This window comes from Lentzea xerophila, assembly GCF_051094245.1.
Taxonomy (GTDB): domain Bacteria; phylum Actinomycetota; class Actinomycetes; order Mycobacteriales; family Pseudonocardiaceae; genus Lentzea; species Lentzea xerophila.
Window position 1 is genome coordinate 1387073 of record NZ_CP194934.1, and the last position, 17579, is coordinate 1404651.

Annotated in this window: 20 protein-coding genes; 11 read left to right on the plus strand and 9 right to left on the minus strand. The window is 68.9% G+C overall.

Going from position 1 to position 17579, the window contains the following annotated elements; translation table 11 throughout:
* Positions 1-119: 119 nt before the first annotated feature.
* Positions 120-1583, minus strand: coding sequence for an IS4 family transposase (locus ACRSBM_RS06845; RefSeq protein ID WP_434440763.1), 1464 nt, complete (start codon positions 1581-1583; stop codon positions 120-122).
* 312 nt (positions 1584-1895) lie between these two features.
* Between ACRSBM_RS06845 and ACRSBM_RS06850 the strand changes: the two genes are divergently transcribed.
* Positions 1896-2261: a hypothetical protein gene (locus ACRSBM_RS06850; RefSeq protein WP_434440765.1), complete on the plus strand. Its 366-nt coding sequence runs from the start codon at positions 1896-1898 to the stop codon at positions 2259-2261.
* Here the strand turns inward: ACRSBM_RS06850 and ACRSBM_RS06855 are convergent.
* Together ACRSBM_RS06855 and ACRSBM_RS06860 are read right to left on the minus strand one after the other, a co-directional pair.
* Positions 2232-3158: a YihY/virulence factor BrkB family protein gene (locus ACRSBM_RS06855; RefSeq protein ID WP_434440767.1), complete on the minus strand. Its 927-nt coding sequence runs from the start codon at positions 3156-3158 to the stop codon at positions 2232-2234. The two genes, ACRSBM_RS06850 and ACRSBM_RS06855, sit on opposite strands and share 30 nt — an antisense overlap.
* Positions 3145-3330: a hypothetical protein gene (locus ACRSBM_RS06860; protein WP_434440768.1), complete on the minus strand. Its 186-nt coding sequence runs from the start codon at positions 3328-3330 to the stop codon at positions 3145-3147. The genes ACRSBM_RS06855 and ACRSBM_RS06860 overlap by 14 nt, the downstream gene beginning before the upstream one ends.
* A 92-nt stretch (positions 3331-3422) precedes the next feature.
* Here ACRSBM_RS06860 and ACRSBM_RS06865 point away from each other — a divergent pair, with 92 nt between their 5' ends.
* On the plus strand, positions 3423-5024 hold the full coding sequence (locus ACRSBM_RS06865) for a hypothetical protein (protein WP_434440770.1): 1602 nt from the start codon (positions 3423-3425) through the stop codon (positions 5022-5024).
* On the opposite strand, the gene ACRSBM_RS06870 is transcribed toward ACRSBM_RS06865, so the two are convergent.
* Positions 5017-6159 carry a cysteine desulfurase-like protein gene (locus tag ACRSBM_RS06870; protein ID WP_434440772.1) on the minus strand — a complete coding sequence of 381 codons (1143 nt, stop codon included), beginning with the start codon at positions 6157-6159 and terminating at the stop codon, positions 5017-5019. The two genes, ACRSBM_RS06865 and ACRSBM_RS06870, sit on opposite strands and share 8 nt — an antisense overlap.
* Positions 6160-6278: 119 nt before the next feature.
* Here ACRSBM_RS06870 and ACRSBM_RS06875 point away from each other — a divergent pair, with 119 nt between their 5' ends.
* The 3 genes from ACRSBM_RS06875 to ACRSBM_RS06885 all read left to right on the plus strand — a co-directional run bounded on the left by ACRSBM_RS06875 (position 6279) and on the right by ACRSBM_RS06885 (position 8993).
* Complete coding sequence (locus ACRSBM_RS06875; RefSeq protein ID WP_434440774.1) at positions 6279-6782, plus strand: DinB family protein; 504 nt, start codon at positions 6279-6281, stop codon at positions 6780-6782.
* 79 nt (positions 6783-6861) lie between these two features.
* A complete protein-coding gene (locus ACRSBM_RS06880) occupies positions 6862-7776 on the plus strand; it encodes an NADP-dependent oxidoreductase (RefSeq protein ID WP_434440776.1) in 915 nt (304 codons plus the stop codon).
* A 71-nt stretch (positions 7777-7847) separates the two neighbouring features.
* The gene (locus tag ACRSBM_RS06885) at positions 7848-8993 is read left to right on the plus strand and encodes an endonuclease (RefSeq protein ID WP_434440777.1); all 1146 of its coding nucleotides are present in this window, start codon (positions 7848-7850) and stop codon (positions 8991-8993) included.
* Here ACRSBM_RS06885 and ACRSBM_RS06890 read toward each other — a convergent pair.
* Complete coding sequence (locus tag ACRSBM_RS06890; RefSeq protein WP_434440778.1) at positions 8980-9426, minus strand: NUDIX domain-containing protein; 447 nt, start codon at positions 9424-9426, stop codon at positions 8980-8982. The genes ACRSBM_RS06885 and ACRSBM_RS06890 overlap by 14 nt on opposite strands.
* Positions 9427-9436: 10 nt before the next feature.
* Here ACRSBM_RS06890 and ACRSBM_RS06895 point away from each other — a divergent pair, with 10 nt between their 5' ends.
* Both ACRSBM_RS06895 and ACRSBM_RS06900 read left to right on the plus strand, forming a co-directional pair.
* Positions 9437-10498 (plus strand): DNA polymerase IV, encoded by a 1062-nt coding sequence (locus ACRSBM_RS06895; protein ID WP_434440780.1) that lies wholly within the window; start codon positions 9437-9439, stop codon positions 10496-10498.
* 28 nt (positions 10499-10526) lie between these two features.
* A complete protein-coding gene (locus ACRSBM_RS06900) occupies positions 10527-10742 on the plus strand; it encodes a hypothetical protein (RefSeq protein ID WP_434440781.1) in 216 nt (71 codons plus the stop codon).
* 3 nt (positions 10743-10745) lie between these two features.
* Here the strand turns inward: ACRSBM_RS06900 and ACRSBM_RS06905 are convergent, their stop codons facing one another.
* A complete protein-coding gene (locus tag ACRSBM_RS06905) occupies positions 10746-11474 on the minus strand; it encodes a class I SAM-dependent methyltransferase (RefSeq protein WP_434440783.1) in 729 nt (242 codons plus the stop codon).
* Positions 11475-11538: 64 nt separating this feature from the next.
* Between ACRSBM_RS06905 and ACRSBM_RS06910 the strand changes: the two genes are divergently transcribed.
* From ACRSBM_RS06910 to ACRSBM_RS06925, 4 genes are all read left to right on the plus strand, one after another.
* Complete coding sequence (locus tag ACRSBM_RS06910) at positions 11539-12366, plus strand: hypothetical protein (RefSeq protein WP_434440784.1); 828 nt, start codon at positions 11539-11541, stop codon at positions 12364-12366.
* A gap of 156 nt (positions 12367-12522) precedes the next feature.
* Positions 12523-12705, plus strand: a complete 183-nt coding sequence (locus ACRSBM_RS06915; protein ID WP_434440786.1) for a DUF397 domain-containing protein — start codon at positions 12523-12525, stop codon at positions 12703-12705.
* 163 nt (positions 12706-12868) lie between these two features.
* On the plus strand, positions 12869-13732 hold the full coding sequence (locus ACRSBM_RS06920; RefSeq protein ID WP_434440787.1) for a helix-turn-helix domain-containing protein: 864 nt from the start codon (positions 12869-12871) through the stop codon (positions 13730-13732).
* 280 nt (positions 13733-14012) lie between these two features.
* Entirely contained in the window at positions 14013-15599 is a 1587-nt protein-coding gene (locus tag ACRSBM_RS06925) for a toll/interleukin-1 receptor domain-containing protein (RefSeq protein WP_434440788.1), read from the plus strand.
* A 253-nt stretch (positions 15600-15852) separates the two neighbouring features.
* Here ACRSBM_RS06925 and ACRSBM_RS06930 read toward each other — a convergent pair whose 3' ends face one another.
* Genes ACRSBM_RS06930 through ACRSBM_RS06940 form a run of 3 tightly spaced genes read right to left on the minus strand, consistent with a single transcriptional unit; the run spans position 15853 to position 17536 of the window.
* A complete protein-coding gene (locus ACRSBM_RS06930; protein WP_434440790.1) occupies positions 15853-16734 on the minus strand; it encodes an SRPBCC domain-containing protein in 882 nt (293 codons plus the stop codon).
* A gap of 3 nt (positions 16735-16737) precedes the next feature.
* Positions 16738-17049: an ArsR/SmtB family transcription factor gene (locus ACRSBM_RS06935; RefSeq protein WP_191302609.1), complete on the minus strand. Its 312-nt coding sequence runs from the start codon at positions 17047-17049 to the stop codon at positions 16738-16740.
* Between the two features lie 31 nt (positions 17050-17080).
* Positions 17081-17536: a GyrI-like domain-containing protein gene (locus tag ACRSBM_RS06940; protein WP_434440792.1), complete on the minus strand. Its 456-nt coding sequence runs from the start codon at positions 17534-17536 to the stop codon at positions 17081-17083.
* Positions 17537-17579 lie beyond the last annotated feature (43 nt).

The window sequence follows — 17579 nt, forward strand, 5'->3', positions numbered from 1 at the left end:
ATAGAAGATCACGCTAGTGGTGTGGCTCGGAACGTTGCCAGGCGAATTCGCGGTCAGACGGGTGCATCGTGGTGCCGCCCCCACGTCGTCGTACTGGTTGTACGGGCAATGCCTGGAACTTAAGCGGTTCTGGGGCTGCTTGTGGTTGGCGGGTGCGTGGTAGCTGTTGTTGAAGTCGTTGTGGGGAGTACCTGGATCTGGTAGCTGGCGTTGTTGCTGGTCAGCTGCCGGGTCTTCCCGCGCCACGGGTATCGCGCGTAGGTGTTCTTGAGCGCGCGGGGGAAGATCCGGTGGTGGGTGTGGACGGTGACCAGCTGCCGGCTCAGGTCGTGTACTGCCCAGGCGAGGTGTCTGGCGGCGTCGGCGGGCGTGGTAGTGATCGCGTGCTCGACGGTGTCACGGGCGGCGGTGAAGGAGATCCGGGACGGGTCCAGGTCGTGGGTGAGTGCGGCGTGGCCGATCAGTAGCCGGATGGCCTGGTGGACGACCAGGGTGGCCCATAGTTCTTGCTGGGCGCGGATCGGGGTCTGGCCGCGTAGTGCTCGCTTGGCCAGCAGCACGGTTTTGATCTCGCCGATGCCGGTCTCGGCGGCCCACCGGCGGGCGTAGAGGGCCACCAGCTGGTCCGCGGGGGCGGTGGCGGGGTCGAGCAGGCTGGTGACCAGCCGGTATTTCTCGGTGCGGGTCTCGCCGTCGGCGGTGACGGTGATCAGCGCCTCGACCACCCGCACCACGATGCCCTTGATCGGACGGGGCGTGGGCGGGCGGTGTCCGTGTTGCTTGTTGCGGCGCACGTTGCGCCGCCAGTTGCGGGCGTCGTCGGGGTCGTGGAGCACGGACAGCCACGATCCGTCCGGCAGTGCCTGCCGCACCGGCAGAATCGGCTTGTCCAGCTTGGCCCGCCACAACAGATGCGTGCCGCGGGCCCGGCACGCGGTCCACAACGCGTGGCTGAGAAAGCCGCGGTCGGCCAGCAGCAGCATCCCGGCGCGCAGCCGCTCGATGAGCTGCCCGGCCAGGAATCTCTCGCTGCGGGCGACCCGCCCGGTGGCCGCACCCAGCAGACGGCGTCCGCCGCAGGCCAGCAGCACCAGAACCCGTGTCTTGGGCAGTCCGTGGAAGACGCCTTTGCGTTGATGGGGCGGGAAGTGCTCGCGGTTGGCGGTGGTGTCGGCCAGCTCGATCTCGGTGCCGTCCCAGGCACACACCAGCAACCCGAACGCATGCGACCACGGTCGGACTGGGGCCGGTATCGCCTGGACAAGCGCGCCGAACAACAGTTGAAACGGCACCACGCCGATCCGGTCCCGCAGCGCGGTCAACGCCGTGCTCGACGGCAGCCGCCAACCCCGCACCGATAACCGGACCAGACCGTCGAGCGGGAACATCGCCTTGATCGTTGTGGCTGCCGACTTGGTGCGCAGCAGGCATAACGCGAGCACGAAGTACACGCCCAGCCGCGATGGCAACGCCCGGAACCGTCGCTCGTCGCGGCCCGACACCGCCAATGCCTCATCGACCAACGCCGGTGGCAGGACGCACGACAACAGGCCTAGCGCGGACCGGGACAACAACCGCCCCACCGGCGAGGACCACCCTGAGGGCATGGCAGCATGAACAGACAACGAGGCTCCTGGCCCAGACTGCTGACTTCGACAATCACCAGTCCTAGCCGGAGCCTCGTTGCCTGTTCAGGCAGCCACACTGATCACAGCCGAACCGTGATCAACGCCCTCCGCCACCCAGCCTTAAGTTCCAGGCATTGGTTGTACGGGGGCGTGGGGGCGGTGCCGCGAGGTGCCCTGCTGAGCGTGAATTACCCAGCCAACGTTCCGGGCCACACCACTGGCTACCTTTGGCGGTATGACGCACGGCATTTCCCGCAATGAGCGGTCATGAGGGCCCTGGCGGCGGTCGTCGCCCTGGCCGTGGTCCTGACCGGGTGCGGCGGCGACGGCGAGGACCGGTTCGCGAGACCCGGCGCGCCCAAGTCGTCGCCGAGCGGGAACTTCGTCGCGCACGCCGAGAGCGCGAGCGAGGTGCGGGTGACCGACCGCAACGGCGGTGACGTGTTCCGCAAGTCATACGAGTACGCCACGAGTTCGCGCTCCGACGGCATCGGCGTGGTGTGGCTGTCCAAGAAGGACCAGCTGTGGGTCCTCGTCCCCGGCGACACGAGCGAGCGCATCGAGGCGGGCCCGGACGGGGTCTGGACCGCGGTCGAGGCCGACCTACCCGGGGAGATCACGCGGCTCGGGTGAGGCTTCCTGCTCCGTGGCGCCCTGTGCGATCCGCCTGCCGCGCTCCAGTTCCGCGTCGAGCTCGGCACCGAGCAGCACGGCGATGTTCGAGATCCACAGCCACACCAGGAAGACGATCACGCCACCGAGCGAGCCGTAGGTCTTGTTGTAGGACGCGAAGTTCGCCACGTAGACCGCGAACCCGACGGTCGCGAGCGCCCACAGCGCGATCGCGAGCAGGCTGCCGGGCGTGACCCACCGGAAGCCGGGCTGCCGGACGTTCGGCGCGGCCCAGTACAGCACCGCGAACGCCAGGCTCACGAGCAGCAGGATGACCGGCCACTTCACGATGTCCCACACGGTGACGACAGTGTCGCCGAGCCCGATCGCGTTGCCGACCGCGTCCGCGATCCCGCCGGTCAGCACGAGAGCGCCGAGCGTGAGCGACACCACGACCACCGAGCCGAGCGTCAGCGCGACGCGCAGCGGCAGCGTCTTCCAAAGCGGCCGGCCTTCCTCGACGTCGTACACGGCGTTGCAGGCGCGGATGAACGCACCGAGGTACCCCGACGCGGTCCACAGCGCTGTCAGCAGACCGATGATGCCCAGCAGGCCGGCCGCGCTCTGGCTCTTCTGCAGCTCTTCGATGGACGACTTCACCAGGTCGCCGGCCTGACCGGGCGCGACCTGGTCGACGTACTTCATCAGCTCCTGCGTCGTCGTCTCGCCGAGCAGCGCGAGCACGGACGTCAGCACGATGATCCCGGGGAACAACGACAGCACCGCGTAGTAGGTGAGCGCGGCCGCCCAGTCCGTCAGGTTGTCGTCGTTGAACTCTTTGCCGGTCCGCTTGAGAACGCCCCACCAGGCGCCTTTGTTCAACCTGGTGGGGCCGTCGACGGTCTTACCTGCGGGCACGGCGCCATCCGAAGGAACGGGTGCTGGTGCCGATTCCCGCGAGGTGCAGCGCGAGCAGCAGCAAGCCGAGCACGACGAGCGTGTTGACGGTGATCACCTCACCGAGGGCTGCCTTCGCCAGGTCCAGGATCAGTGCTAAACCGAAGGAAACTGCGGCGATGATGGCCAGCATGTGTCCACCTCCGTATTGGGTGACGTGCGGATACCCGTTTCGTTGGTGGTGAACCGCGCCGTTCGGAGCAACGGACGTGTCATGATCCCTCCGTGGACGTCCAGCGCTGGCAAGCGGCCGCGGTTCCGTGGTGGGTGACCAAGGTCGGACTCGTCGGTGGGTGGCTCGTCGCCTTCTACTTCGCCGCGAGCGGGAACGAGGCGCCCTGCACCACCGCACAACCCTGCGTGCCGGACCCGCTGTTCTCCCTCGCCGTGGTGCCGTTGCTCGCCACGCCGCTGTTGCTGTTGTCCGGTCGTGTGCTCACGGGCTGTGCCATGGGCCTGCTGTTCGGTGTCCTGGACCTCGTGCTCGACGGCAGCGCGGCCGCCAACGTCGCGTTCGGCCTGCACGCCGGTGCGTGTGCGGTGGTGGCGGCGTGGACCGTCAGGGCGCGCGCGGACCAGCACGACGCGGCGGGTGCGGCGCTCGTCGCGCTGCCGGATCTGCCGCCGCAACGCGGAGTTCTCCGCGTCGTCGCCGTGCTGCTGGTCGTCTTCGGGTTCCTGACGTTCGTGCAGTACGGCCTCATCAGCGACGAGATCGAGCAGCACGTCGCCAAGGCCAGCCGCGTCGAGGCCGAGGTCGTCGAGATCAAGGACACCTACGAGGTGTGGGTGGAGCTGCCGGACCGGCAGCGCGCCGCGTTCGAGCCGCTCGCGCCGGAGTCGTACCGGGTCGGCGACCCGGTGCCGGTGCTCGCGGACGGCACGTGGGTGCGGATGGAGAACGAGCCGGAGGACGTCACGTGGTGGCTGACGCTCGGCGGCGCCGCCGTGTTCCTCTCGATCATGCTGGCCGCGCGGGAACGCCGCCGCCGCTCGTTGTGGCACGGCCCGGTGAAGGCGCTGCGCCTGCAGGCGCACCCGGTCGGCCCGCGCCGCATCCTGTTGCGCTACAAGGGGGAGGACATCGCCACGGTCACCACGCTCGCCGACCTCGGGCTGGAGGAGCCGCTCTACCACGACACCGAGCAGTTCGGCCGGGTGTGGCGCGGCGAGGAGGACCCGCCGCTGCAGCTCGACCCGGTCGAGGTCCTCGTCGCGGGGGAATGGCACCACGGCGGCCAGGTGGCGTTGCTGGTGGAAGGCGACGTGGTGGCGACGAGCACCCTGAACCGGGTCCGCCCGCGCCACACCGTCCACAGTGCACACCTGCCGGGCGAACCGGTCACCGCGGGCGCGCCGGTCGACCTGCCGCACGCGGTGTGGCCGGGCGATCGGCGGCGGAGCGAGGGCGTGGTGCTGCTGCTCGGCGCCGCCGGTGCGTTGGTCGCGCTCGAGTACTACCCGGAACTGATCGTGCTCGGCCTGATCGGCGTGCAGTGCGTGCTGTCGGCGGTGACGCGGTTCCAGCCGATGCTGCGCCTCGACCACAACGCGGTCGTGCTCTACACCGGCGTCTGGACATATCGCGTGCCGTGGGCGCAACTGCACGGCGTGCGCCGCTCCGGACCTCAGCTCATGCTGGCGTTCGGCCCGCACGGCGACGTGCTCACCACCCCGCACCTGCCCGACCGGCAGGCCGGCGAGAAGCTGATGTGGGCCCGCGCCCGGTCGCTGGTCGCGGAGCACCCCGGCGAGCGGGTGACCCGCAAGCTCAACATCAGCGTGTTCGCCGGGGCCGCCTACGCCGCGCTGGTCCTGTTCATCTGAGCTTGGCCACGGCCTTGAGCAGACGGTCCACATCGGACTCGTCGGTGTAGGGCCCGATGCCCGCCCGCACGGCGCCCTTGTCGCCCAGACCGAGCCAGCGCGAGCACTCGATCGCGTAGAAGTGGCCGGCCGGCGCGTTCACGCCCTCGGCGCCGAGCCTGCGGTAGACCTCGGCCGGCTCGAGGCCGTCGACGGAGAACAGCACGGTCGGCGTGCGCGAGGCCGCCTTGCCGTAGATGCGCACACCGAGCTCCCGCAGTCCGGTCTCCAGCTGCTGGCGCAGCCCGAGCTCGTACTCCTCCAGCCCCTCCAGCGTGCGCATGAACTCCACCGCCGCCGTCGTCCCGGCCAGCAGCTCGTACGGCAGCGTGCCCAGCTCGAACCGCTCCGGCACGGCGTTGGACGACGGCAGCAGCTTGTCCGGCCGCAACGTCTCCAGCAGCTCCGGCGCGGCCGCCAGCACGCCGAGGTGCGGGCCGAGGAACTTGTACGGCGAGCACACGAAGAAGTCCGCGTCCAACGCCTCGACGTCCACCGGCACGTGCGGTGTGTAGTGCACGCCGTCGACGTAGACGAACGCCGCCATTTCGTGCGCCGCCCGTGCGATCTCCGCGATGTTCGGACGCGTGCCGAGCAGGTTCGACGCCGCCGTGATCGCGACGACGCGCGTGCGGTCGGACAGCAGCTTCGTCACCGACTCGACGGGCAGCTCACCGGTCGTGCGGTCGAACGACGCCCAGCGCACCGTGGCCCGTGCCGCCTCGGCCGCCTGCACCCACGGCCTGATGTTCGCGTCGTGGTCGATCCTCGTCACGACGATCTCGTCGCCGGGCCGCCAGTTCTTCGACAGCGTGCGGGCGAAGTCGTAGGTCAGTTGGGTCATGCTGCGCCCGAACACGATGCTGCCCGCGTTGAGGAACTCGGCCATCGTGCGGCGTGCCGTCCGCACGACCTCCTCGGCCCGGCGCTCGGCGGCCGTGACGCTGCCGCGGTTGGAGATCGCCGAGGTCAGTGTCCGGCTGACCGCCTCGGCGACGACGTCGGGCACCTGCGCGCCGCCGGGGCCGTCGAAGTGCGCGGCACCCTCGCGCAACGCGGGGAAGTGGGCGCGGACCGCTGCGACGTCGTAGGCCATGCCCTCATGGTGCTCGACCACCGGCGGATCGGGAAAGGATCAACCGTAGGGTCATCACCCGCCCGGCCGTAGTGCTTCCAGGACGGTGGTTGTCCGCAAACGGATTTACCGTCGTCCGCATGGACTGGAACAAGCAGTTGACGGACCAGCTCGGGTTCCACTGGAGTGTGCTGTTGCGGCCGCGGCTGGAGGGACTGACCGACGACGAGTACTTCTGGCAGCCCGTGCCCGACTCGTGGACCGTGCGTCGGGACAACTCGATCGACTGGCAGTACCCGGCTCCCGAGCCCGCGCCGGTGACGACGATCGCGTGGCGGATGGCGCACATCATCGTGGGTGTGTTCAACGCGCGCACGGCTTCGCACTTCGGTGGTCCGCCGGTCGACTACGCGACGTGGCAGTACGCGATGAGCGCAGACGAGGCGTTGAAGCAGCTGGACGACGCCTACGAGGCGTGGATGGCCGGCGTGCGTACGGCCGACCTGTCGAAGGCCGTCGGTCCGGCGGAGGGGCCGTTCGCCGAGGAACCGATGGCGACGCTGGTGCTGCACATCAACCGCGAGGTGATCCACCACGGCGCGGAGATCGCGCTGCTCCGCGATCTGTATCTGCGGGAGAGCTAGGCACCTCGAAGTGCCTACTTTCTAGAAGTTGGCGCTAACTGCAAGATGGTGTCCATCGAGAACATCGAAGGGGATCATCATGCGAGTCATCACGCAGAAGACCGTTGGCGCCGCGTCCGTGCTGGAGGTCGCCGAGGTCGCGAAGCCCGTGCCCGGACCGGGTCAGGTGCTGGTCGAGGTGGGGGCGGCGGCCGTGAACCCGGTCGACACCTACATCCGCGCCGGCGGGTTCCCCGCGCTCGGGGAGCCGCCGTTCACGCTGGGCTGGGACGTCGCGGGCACGGTCGAGCAGGCCGGTGAGGGTGTCCGGGACTTCGCGGCCGGCGACGAGGTCTACGGCCTGCTGACCTTCCCCGGCACAGGCGGCGGTTACGCCGAGTACGCCGTGGTGGACGCCGCCAACGTGGTGCGGCGGCCGTCGTGGCTGACCGTCGAGCAGGCGGGCGCGGTGCCGATGGTGGCGCTGACGGCGTGGCAGGCGCTGGTCGGACGGGGTGGCGTGGCCGCTGGTCAGCGCGTGCTGGTCCACGCGGCCGCCGGTGGTGTCGGGCACGTCGCGGTGCAGATCGCCAAGGCCCGGGGCGCCTACGTGATCGGCACGGCGTCGGCGGCCAAGCACGACTTCCTGCGCTCGCTGGGCGTGGACGAGGTCGTCGACTACCGCAACCAGGACTTCACCGAGATCGAGCCGGTCGACGTCGTGCTGGACACGGTCGGCGGGGAGTACGCCGAGCGTTCGGCCACGGTGCTCAAGCCCGGTGGCGTGCTCGTGTCGATCATTCCGGGCAACCCGGGTTTTGACGTTGACCGAGCTTCCGAGCTCGGCATCCGGTTCGAGCTCTTCACCGGCGTCACCGCGTCCGGTGCCGATCTCGCCGCGTTGCCGCAGCTCAGGGTGCAGATCGACCACGCGGTGCCGCTGGCGGAGGCCGCGAAGGCCCACGAACTGGTCGAGTCCGGGCGCACCACGGGCAAGGTCGTCCTGCTGCCGTGACCGCTCGTTAACCAGTCGTTGACCATGTGCACCGATCGTGTGCGCAACATCCACACGATCGGGGAGTGCTCATGGCACGGTGGAGTCCACTTGCGTTAGTCGTCGCTCTGCTGGCGGCGGTCGGCCTGTACGGGTCGACCGCCGCTGTCGCCGCTGGTCCGCTGACCGTCGCCCAGGCGATCGGCCAGCAGAACGGGTCGTCCGCGACGGTCAGGGGGTACGTCGTCGGCCAGCCCACGGCGACGAACACCGTCATACGATCGAATTACCCGAACGACTACGCGCTCGCGCTGGCCGACTCGGCGTCCACGACCAGCACGTCGAACATGATCTACGTGCAGATCCCGTCGGCGTTCCGCGCCTCGTGGGGCCTCCGCACGAACCCGTCGCTGCTGGGCAGGCAGATCGACGTGACGGGCTCGTTGAGCGCGTACTTCTCGCACGCGGGACTGACTTCGTCCACGGCGTTCGCGTTCGCGGGCACAACACCGCCGCCCACCACCACCGTGACGACAACACCGCCGTCGACCTGCACCGGTTACTACGCGGCGGCCTGCAACAAGACCGGTACGGCGTTGAAGTCGGCCTTGAACGGCATCATCCGCAACCAGACCAAGCTCAGTTACGACCAGGTCTGGGACGCGCTGAAGGCCACCGACCAGGACCCGGCCAACTCGGGCAACGTGATCCTGCTGTACAGCGGCCGTTCGCAGTCGAAGTCGACCAACGGCGGTGGGGCCAACGACTGGAACCGCGAGCACGTCTGGGCCAAGTCGCACGGTGACTTCGGCACGTCCACCGGTCCCGGCACCGACATCCACCACCTGCGGCCGGAGGACGTGTCGGTCAACTCCGCGCGCGGCAACCTCGACTTCGACAACGGTGGTTCCCCGGTCAGCGAGGCGCCGGGCAGCCTCGCCGACGGCGACTCGTTCGAGCCGCGCAACGCCGTCAAGGGTGACGTCGCGCGGATGATCTTCTACATGGCCGTGCGCTACGAGGGCAACGACGGCTACGTGAACCTGGAGATGAACAACTCCGTGTCCAACGGCTCGGCGCCGTACATGGGCAAGCTGTCGGTGCTCAAGCAGTGGCACCTGCAGGACCCGCCGGACGCGTTCGAAAAGCGGCGCAACCAGGTGATCTTCGACAGCTACCAGCGCAACCGCAACCCGTTCATCGACCACCCGGAGTGGGCCGCGGCTATCTGGCCGTGAGTCGTTCGAGGAAGGGGCGTTGCGCGGAGATGATCTTCGCGCTCGCCTCTTCCACGCTGAACCACTGCACGCGGTCGACCTCGGGAAACGACTTGAGCTGACCCGACTTCGGCGGCCATTCCATCTCGAAGACTCCCGGCGTGACCGCCTCGGGGTCGAGGTCGCCTTCGAGCGCCCACACCGTGATGACCTTGCCGGAGCCCTTGGCCTCACCGAGCGGGATCAGCTCGCCGTCCGGCACCGGCAGGCCGAGCTCCTCGGTGAACTCGCGCCGCGCGGCCACCTCGGGCGTCTCGTCCTCGGTGTACTCGCCCTTCGGCACGGACCACGCGCCGGCGTCCTTGCGGGCCCAGAACGGGCCGCCCATGTGCCCCAGCAGCACCTCGAGCCCGGTGGTTCGTCTGAACAGCAGGATTCCGGCGGACCGTTTCATACTGTCCAGCATGGCGGACTGGGTCCTGCACGTGGATCTCGACCAGTTCATCGCCGCGGTCGAGGTCCTGCGCGATCCGTCGTTGCGCGGCAGGCCCGTGGTGGTGGGCGGCAACGGCGACCCGACCGAGCGCGCGGTCGTGGCCACGGCGTCCTACGAGGCGCGCGCGTTCGGGGTGCGCTCGGGACTGCCGTTGCGGACTGCGTTCAAGAAGCTGCCGGACGCCGTGTACCTGCCGGTGGACCACGCGCTGTACGAGGCCGCGTCGGCGGACGTGATGGCCGTGCTGCGGTCGTTCCCCGTGGTCGTCGAGGTGATGGGGTGGGACGAGGCGTTCGTCGGTGCCTCCGTGGACGACCCTGTGGCGCTGGCCCGGTCGTTGCAGGCCGCGGTGCTGGAGCAGACCGGTCTGCACTGCTCGGTGGGCATCGGCGACAACAAGCTGCGCGCCAAGATCGCGACCGAGTTCGGCAAGCCCGCCGGCGTCTTCCAGCTCACCAGGGACAACTGGGTCGAGGTCATGGGACACCGGCCGACGTCCGCGTTGTGGGGCATCGGCGCGAAGACCGAACGCAAGCTGTCCGAACTGGGCCTCACGACCGTCACGGACCTGGCCTCCGCTCCGGTGGACGCGCTGGCCGCCCGGTTCGGCCCCCGGATGGGCCCGTACTACCGCAGCGTCGCGCAGGGCGCGGGCGACACGATCGTGAGCGCGACGCCGTGGGTGGTGAAGTCGCGCAGCCACGAGAAGACGTTCCAGCAGGACCTCGCCTCGCTGGAGGACATCCGGCGCGAGGTCGTGGCGCTGGCCCACCAGGTGGCTCTCGACGTGGTCGCCGAGGGACGCCCGGTCGTGCGCGTCGGCGTGAAGGTGCGCTTCGTGCCGTTCTTCACGAAGGTGCGCCTGATGAAACTGCCGGCGCCGACATCGTCCGCCGACGAACTGGCCGCAGCCGCTCTGGTCGTGCTGGACCGCTTCGAACACGGCCGCGCCGTACGTCTTCTCGGCGTCCGCGCGGAATTCTCTGCCGATGATGTCGAACCGAAGCCTTCTCCTTCGACGTATCAGTAAGTAGACGCTTCGCCGCAGGGAGAAGAAGATGACCGACTCATCGCTCACACATCGCGACCGCGCGGTTCTCCGAGCCGTCGCCGACGGCCGTTGCGAGATCTCCGGAAGCTTTCTGCTCGTCGACGGCCTTTGCTGCGCCGACCAGTTCGTCGGACTGCGCCTGACCTCCGCGGGCCTGATCAGCACCCGTCCCGGCCCCGCCGCGCTGACCAGCGCCGGGTACGAGATCCTTGCCGCCGCCTGATCGTCAGTTCTCGTTCTTGCGGAAGAGCGACATCAGGTACTTGTTCGCGAACCGGTAAGAACCGTCCGCGGCTCGGAACGGTTCGGCGGCGGCCCTGATCTTCTCCGCGACCTTTTTCTCACCTTCGCTCTCGATGATGCGCTGATAGCTGCCCACGCTCAGAAAGCTGTGCAGCATCGTGGCCTCGTCGGGATGCGCCTGGGGAATGTCGATCGTCAGTTTCTCGTCCGGGACGGGAAGCTTCGCGCCCGTGCGCCCGCCTGGTCCTCGCACGGCCCGGCCGATGACCAGCAGGTCGCTCGGGTGCTCCGGATGCCACTCGCAGACCACCACATGGCTCCTGCTGACCCTGACCGCCTCCGCGAACGCCTCGTCGGGATCGGCCGCGAAGAACAGCGCGTTGAACGCCGTCACGACGTCGAACGTGCCGTCCTGCCAAGGCAACGCTCCCAGCGCGAGCTCGTGGAACTCGGCGGTGCTCGCCTGTCGCGCCAACGCGATCATGGCCGGTGAGATGTCGATCCCGGTGGCCGTGGCGCCCGCCGCCACCGCGGCGGCGCAGAACTCGCCGCTGCCGCACGCCAGGTCGAGGACCGTGGTGCCCGTGGTGATTACGGTGCGTTCGATGGCGGCCTTCCAGGCGGGCATGGACATCTTCGCTCCCAGCGCCGCTCGTTGCGCGGCCCTGCGGCCCCACAGTTCGCCTTCCCGGACTGGCTGGGTTTCGGTCATGATCGCGACCCTAGTGGGGTGATCGGCGCGAAAATCGCTGGCCGATGCCCGGATCATGGTGGGCATGGGTGTCCTGACGCGGGTGTTGCGGTCGTTGGGCGGCGAGGAGGCGCTGGACCGGCTCGCGAGCCTGTCCGGCAGCGACCTCACCAGTGTTCTGCTCGCGTTGACGCGCCGGCGTGCGGGCAGGTTGTCGGGCCCGGATGTGTTGCGGCAGTACCGGTCCGACCGTTTCGTGGCGCCTGCCGCGGTGCCGTTCGCCGTGCTGCGCGCGGCGGAGGACCGGCTGCTGGCCGCGCTGCCCCCGTCGTTCGACGTGCTGGGGCTGGCGCCCGTCGCGCCGCTGGGAACGTGTTCCGCGGTGGCCGAGATGGACCAGAACAACGTGGTGTCGACGGTGCGCGGCACCGAGGTCGCCGCCGACCCGACCAACGCGCTGGCGCTGGAAGCCGCTGTGCGCAGGCAAGCCGGGCCGGACGACGTGCGACTCGCGACCGTACAACGCGTGGTGCGGGCGCAGTTGTTCAGCGGTGCCGGGAGGTTCGCGCACTTCACGTTGTTCGCCGCGGTGTCGGCCGGGCGCGACCGCGGCTCGCTCGCCTTCGAACGCGAGCACTTCGCCGAGCACATCGCGTTCCTGCGCGAGGCGTGTGGTGACATCGAGGTGCGCGTGACGGTGCTGGATCCGCGGTTCGAGGTGGTGCGCGGCGACCTGCCCGCCGACCCGTCCCGGCGGACCGGGTACTACCAGGGCTTGTGCTTCAAGGTCTTCCGCGACGGCGTGGAGATCGGCGACGGCGGGTTCGTCGACTGGACGCAGCGGTTGACGGGCAACCGCAAGGAGCGCCTGTTGATCAGCGGCGTGGGTGTCGACCGCTTCGCCACGCTCTGATTCCATGTGATGCCAACAAGTCCGTGTCGGCGTGTCCTTGATCTGTCAGGTTTCTGTCCAGGGAGTGGGCAACCTCTGGCGGTAGCTCGATCAACTAGCCGGACCTAGGCTCAGGTGTGGCCTTGTCGGGTCGGGGACCTTGCCGGGAGGGCGACGGTGGCGGCGGAGCTCAGGTGGAAGCGCAGTTCCTACAGCGCCAGTGGTGGCGACACGCAATGCGTCGAGTGCGCCGATGACGGCCGTGTGGTGCAGGTCAGGGACTCCAAGGACCGTGGTGAGCGGCAGCTCCAGGTCTCGCCGGACGGCTGGCGCGCGTTCGTGAACTTCGCCCGTTCTTGATCTCACCGAAAAGGTGACACCTGGAGGGTTGGCAAGAGTTGATCTGCCATGCCTCTGACTGGTACTTCTCTCCCTGAAATCGGCCAATTGGTTGACAGGCATTGTGGAACCCTGCCAATTAGCCGCTACCATTCTGCTAGGTAGCAGATTGAGAGGAGCGGTGTTGCCCCGCAAGGAAAGTCCCGTGGTGTTGCAGAAGCGCCTGCTGACCGAGTTGAGGCAGACGCGGATGGGACTCGATCTCAGTCAGCAGGCGGTCGCCGAAGCCATGGACTGGTCTGTTTCGAAACTGATCAGGATCGAGAAGGGGGAGAACAAGATCTCGGTCACCGACGTTCAGGCGCTCCTCTTCCACTACGGCGTGCGCGATGACGACCGCGTCGCCGCGCTGGTGGGGATGGCCAGGGCGATCCGGCAGTCCAAATCGGAGTGGATGGACAAGTACCGCGGCTCGTTCACCGAGCAGTTCGCCAAGTTCCTCGAACTGGAGACGGCCGCCGTACGGATCCGCCAGAGCCAGCTCAACGTCGTCTCGGGCCTGCTGCAGACCCCGGACTACGCACACGCGCTGGTCAAGAGCTACGGGAACACCGACGACGTCGTCGAACGCGGCGTAGAGATCCGCATGCACCGCCAGTCGGTGCTGGACCCGGACGGCCCCGAGATCTTCATCATCCTCGACGAGTCGGTCCTGCACCGGGTGATCGGCAACGAGGGTGTGCTCCGCCGGCAGTTGTTGCGGATCAAGGAGGTCGCGGCGCTGGACCACGTGACGATCCAGATCGTGCCGTTCTCCGCCGGCGTCCACCCGGCGATGAAGGGCTCGTTCTCGATCCTCGAGTTCTCGGAGGGTGACGAGGACTTCGCTCTGCTGCTCGAACATCCCGGGCGCGACGAGCTCATGACGTCCGGGCCGGAGCTGAAGGAGTACCTGAACCACTTCTTCCAGCTGGAGGACTTCGCGTTGCCCGCGAGGGAGACGCCGGACGTGATCGACCGACGACTGCAGGAGCTAGGAGGGGCCTGAATCGCAATGGCCGGGCGGGTGGCTGCGCCAACAGCCACCCGTCCGATGGCAACCCACAACCGAACCCCAGTCCAATGAGGCGAGGCGATGTCGCCGTAGGTCAGCCTATGACGTTCGAACCCTGATGAGTGCCGCCATCCAGGTCCCCTTCGGGTGATTGGTCCTCGCCGCACCGGTCTTCGGACCGCGCGTGACCACACTGGCAGGAGGCGCACCATGTGCAATGACACCAGAAATCGCACCCACCCCCTCGTAGCTCGTCACGAGAGAGGTCGCTGCGATGGCCGTATTCGTTAGCTACAGCAGTAGCGATGGAGGTCCGGCGGCGTCGGCGGTGGTGGAGGCGTTACGTGCCCGCGGGTTCGACGTGCTCTGGGACGGCGATCTCACGATCATCCACCCTCTGTCCATTCCGGCCTGGATGGAGACGGCGGTCCGCGACAGGACAGTTCTCGTCATCGTCTCGGACGACTACCTGAAGGCCTTGCTGTCCAACGACTTCGTGGAGCGCAGGGGAGTGCGCTACGAGGCGGGCCTGGTACGGCACAAGATCTACCACCACGGCGGCGCGCACGGTTGTGCGGTGCTTCCGGTGGTGCCGCCGGAAATCGACGCGAACGCGTTGCCGTCCGTCCTGCAACAGCTGGTGATCCACCGGTTCGATCCCGGCACGCGGCACGGCGAGGAGGAACTGGTGCGCAGTCTCGGCGCGCTCGAGGTGGGGAACGGGGGTGGGGAGATGCAGGTCGAGCGGGAGATCGTGTACCGGAGCAGGCTGCTGCTGGCAGGTCTGGAGGCACATCCGCCGTCGTCGGCGGCGGCGTACCGGCTCGCGCACGAGCTGGTGGAGCAGGGCGAGGGCGATCTCGAACTAGCCAGGGCGTTCGACTCGGTCGTCGGCGTGGCCAAGGCGCACGGCGATGTCGGGCTGGTCAGCCGTCTCTCGCAGGTGTGCCTGAAGACGCTCTCGTCGACGTTGCCGTTGAAGGGCGAAGGGGCCCTGATGGCGAAGGTCCTCGTCTCGGGGAAGGCGTGGCACCTGGTGCGGGAGCACCGTTTCAGCCAGGCGGCCTCGGTGGCCGAGGAGGGGACGCAGATCGCGAAGAAGTACCGCGACCTGTACACGGCCGCACGCGGCCAACGCGTCCATGCGCGGGTCTTCCTGCACATGGCGGCGGAAGCGCTGCCGTACGACCGCGAGTTCTACCTGCGCAACTGCGAGCACCTGCTGATCCTCGCGACCACGCAGTTCCGCTCCGTCAGCGGTCCGACGAGCGAGGAGGTCGGGGTGTGCGCCTCGCTCGACGCGGAGAAGCAGCTGCTGCGGTACGAGATGACGGGCGACCGCGCTCTGCTCGGCGTCGCGTGGGAACGCGCGCAGGTCGCGGAGGGACTGCTGACGCCGGGCACCGAGCCGTACCACTGGCTCACCGTCCTGCAGGCACGGCTCTGCCTCGCGGCGCGGAAGTACAACGAGGGCAAGGAGTTCGCCTCGAACGTCATCGCTACCGCGGACTTCCCCGAGGTGGTCGCCAGGGCCAGGCAGGTCCGCGCCGACCTGCTGTTCGCCACCCGAGAGAAGGCCGAGGCGGTGCGGGACCTCCTCGACGCCGAGGAACAGTTCCGCGCGCTCGGGTGCGACTACGCGGCCGCCACCTGCTGGTGGACGGTCGCGAAGGCCGACCCGACCAAGCTCGTCGGCTTCCGCCTCACCGCGGCCGACGTGCTCCGGCTCGAGGACCTCGCGCCGGACCCGCGCGTCCGGCGGCTCGCGGTGCTGGCCCACGAGCTGAGGTCGGCCCGGCGACTCGGCCGGCGGTGCGTGCCGGACTGGGCCTGCCTCGTCGACCGCGTGCAGCACGCTTGACCTCGGTCGCGGCCGTTGGGTGACGGCCGCGACCGAGGTCGGGGCAGGGGGCGCGGGGTGGTGGGCGAGGCGCGGAGGCGTGATCGCGGCCGGTCTGCGCGATCTGGCCGTGTTGTGCGCCGGTAGGGCCGCGGTACGAGCTCACGGGCTCGCCTGGAGCACGGGATGCTGCGCCAGCCGGGATGGTCGGGCAGCCGGGACTGCCGTGCCGCCGGGTCTCTCGGGACCGAGGTGTCGTGCGTCCAGGCCTCCGTCAACGCTCGGCGTAGCGCTTGGCCAGGTCCTCCTCCCGCTCGGCCGGCCACGGGCAGCGGATGTCGCCCTGCGTGGCGGCGAAGAACAGCTCCAGGTGCACGTGCCACGCCGCGAGCGCTTCGGGGCCGTGCGCGTTCTCCTGGAAGAGCGTGACGGTGGTGCCCTGCAGCGGCACGTGGTCGAACTCCCAGCGCACCACGCCCTTCGGCTCGCCGTCCTGGAGCCACTCGTACTCCAGCAGGCGCGGCGCCTCGGACCTGGTGACCTTGCCCGGCGTGAGGCCGGGGTGTGCGGCGCGGACCGGTACGGCATTCTCGGTGCCTTCGGTCAGGAGCTGCCAGACTTCGTCCAGCGGCTTCCACACCAGGTCGCGGACGAACACGACGCCGTCGGGCCGGTCGGTGCCCTCGTCCAGGCCGAACTTGCCGATGTAGTGCTCGATGAGCGACAGCCACTCCGTCGGCGGCTCGAACGTCGTGCCGTCGGCGTGCGCGACCAGCGCGTCGAGGCAGGTGGTCCAGCCGGGGGCGTCGCGGCCGACGGCCAGCTTGTTCGTGACCACCGCGGTGAAGACGAGCAGGCAGCCGTCCTCGCGCGGCAGGATCTCGAAGCGCAGCACGTCGGTGAGCCAGCGGAACGCGAACACCTTCGGCGGGTCGGACTCGAGCACTTCGCCCTCGCCGCCGTCGGCGTCGACGGGTGCCTCGGCCGGGAACGTGAAGCGCATCTTGCGGCCGTCGATCCCGACCTCGGCCGGGAACCAGTGCTTCATCTCGGCCGGATCGCTGACGACCCGCCAGACCTTCTCCGGCGAGTGCCGCAGCCTGCGCTCGAAGCGCAGGACGGGCTTGCCCTCGATCATCTGTAGTTCGGCGTCCACGGGTCAGTCCCCTTCGATCTCGTCGAGTCGTCGTTCCAGTGCGTCGAGGCTCTTCTCCCACATCCGCCGGTACGGCGCCAGCCAGGCGTCGATCTCCGCCAGGGGACCGGGCGAGACCCGGTACCAGCGCTTCTGGGCGTCGGTGCGCACCTCGACCAGGCCGGCCTCGCGCAACACCTTGAGGTGCTTCGAGACGGTCGGCTGGGCGAGCGTCAGCCGGTCGACGAGGTCGCCGACCGGCCGCTCGCGTTCACGCAGCAGGTCGAGGATCTCCCGGCGACTCGGATCCGCCAGCACGGCGAATGTAGATGCCATGCCAGCAATATAGCCTTATCGGCATATAAGCTCAACCGGCGAGGCGGATGGCGACCTCCGTTGCCCATTTGCTTTGGTCGGGCTCCACCGCGGGGTCGGTGAAGTACGTCTCGACGCGTGCGCCCCACCTGTCGCCGTCGCGGTCGAACTGGACGGTGTGGGCGAGGAGCCGATCGGTGACGGCGGCCAGCCCGTCCGGGCTGCCCTCGTGCAACGCGACCAGGTACTGGCCGGCGGGCAGCGTCGCCGTGAACACCTCGCCGTCGCCGGGCACCCCGGCGACGGTGGGAATCCCCGCCTCCACCTCGAACTCCCCGGCCGTGACGCGTAAGTACCGCAGGAACGGCGCTCCGAGAACCGGTAACTCACGATCGGCCAGCCACTGCATGACCTCGGGGAACCGGTCGGCGATCCCGGCGAACGTCTCCAGCGTCACCGTGGCCCGGACGGCTGCGTAGGGCTGCTCTCCACGTGTCTCGATGTCCATGCCACCACGCTAGCCACGAGCACCGACAGAAAATCGGCGTCCG

Coding starts and splice junctions, on each gene's coding strand:
- ACRSBM_RS06870 (WP_434440772.1), bottom strand. CDS start 6,159: ATGGCCTACGACGTCGCAGCGGTCCGCGCCCACTTCCCCGCGTTGCGC.
- ACRSBM_RS06890 (WP_434440778.1), bottom strand. CDS start 9,426: ATGAAACGGTCCGCCGGAATCCTGCTGTTCAGACGAACCACCGGGCTC.
- ACRSBM_RS06935 (WP_191302609.1), bottom strand. CDS start 17,049: ATGGCATCTACATTCGCCGTGCTGGCGGATCCGAGTCGCCGGGAGATC.
- ACRSBM_RS06875 (WP_434440774.1), top strand. CDS start 6,279: ATGGACTGGAACAAGCAGTTGACGGACCAGCTCGGGTTCCACTGGAGT.
- ACRSBM_RS06895 (WP_434440780.1), top strand. CDS start 9,437: ATGGCGGACTGGGTCCTGCACGTGGATCTCGACCAGTTCATCGCCGCG.
- ACRSBM_RS06900 (WP_434440781.1), top strand. CDS start 10,527: ATGACCGACTCATCGCTCACACATCGCGACCGCGCGGTTCTCCGAGCC.
- ACRSBM_RS06905 (WP_434440783.1), bottom strand. CDS start 11,474: ATGACCGAAACCCAGCCAGTCCGGGAAGGCGAACTGTGGGGCCGCAGG.
- ACRSBM_RS06940 (WP_434440792.1), bottom strand. CDS start 17,536: ATGGACATCGAGACACGTGGAGAGCAGCCCTACGCAGCCGTCCGGGCC.
- ACRSBM_RS06850 (WP_434440765.1), top strand. CDS start 1,896: ATGAGGGCCCTGGCGGCGGTCGTCGCCCTGGCCGTGGTCCTGACCGGG.
- ACRSBM_RS06910 (WP_434440784.1), top strand. CDS start 11,539: ATGGGTGTCCTGACGCGGGTGTTGCGGTCGTTGGGCGGCGAGGAGGCG.
- ACRSBM_RS06925 (WP_434440788.1), top strand. CDS start 14,013: ATGGCCGTATTCGTTAGCTACAGCAGTAGCGATGGAGGTCCGGCGGCG.
- ACRSBM_RS06880 (WP_434440776.1), top strand. CDS start 6,862: ATGCGAGTCATCACGCAGAAGACCGTTGGCGCCGCGTCCGTGCTGGAG.
- ACRSBM_RS06885 (WP_434440777.1), top strand. CDS start 7,848: ATGGCACGGTGGAGTCCACTTGCGTTAGTCGTCGCTCTGCTGGCGGCG.
- ACRSBM_RS06860 (WP_434440768.1), bottom strand. CDS start 3,330: ATGCTGGCCATCATCGCCGCAGTTTCCTTCGGTTTAGCACTGATCCTG.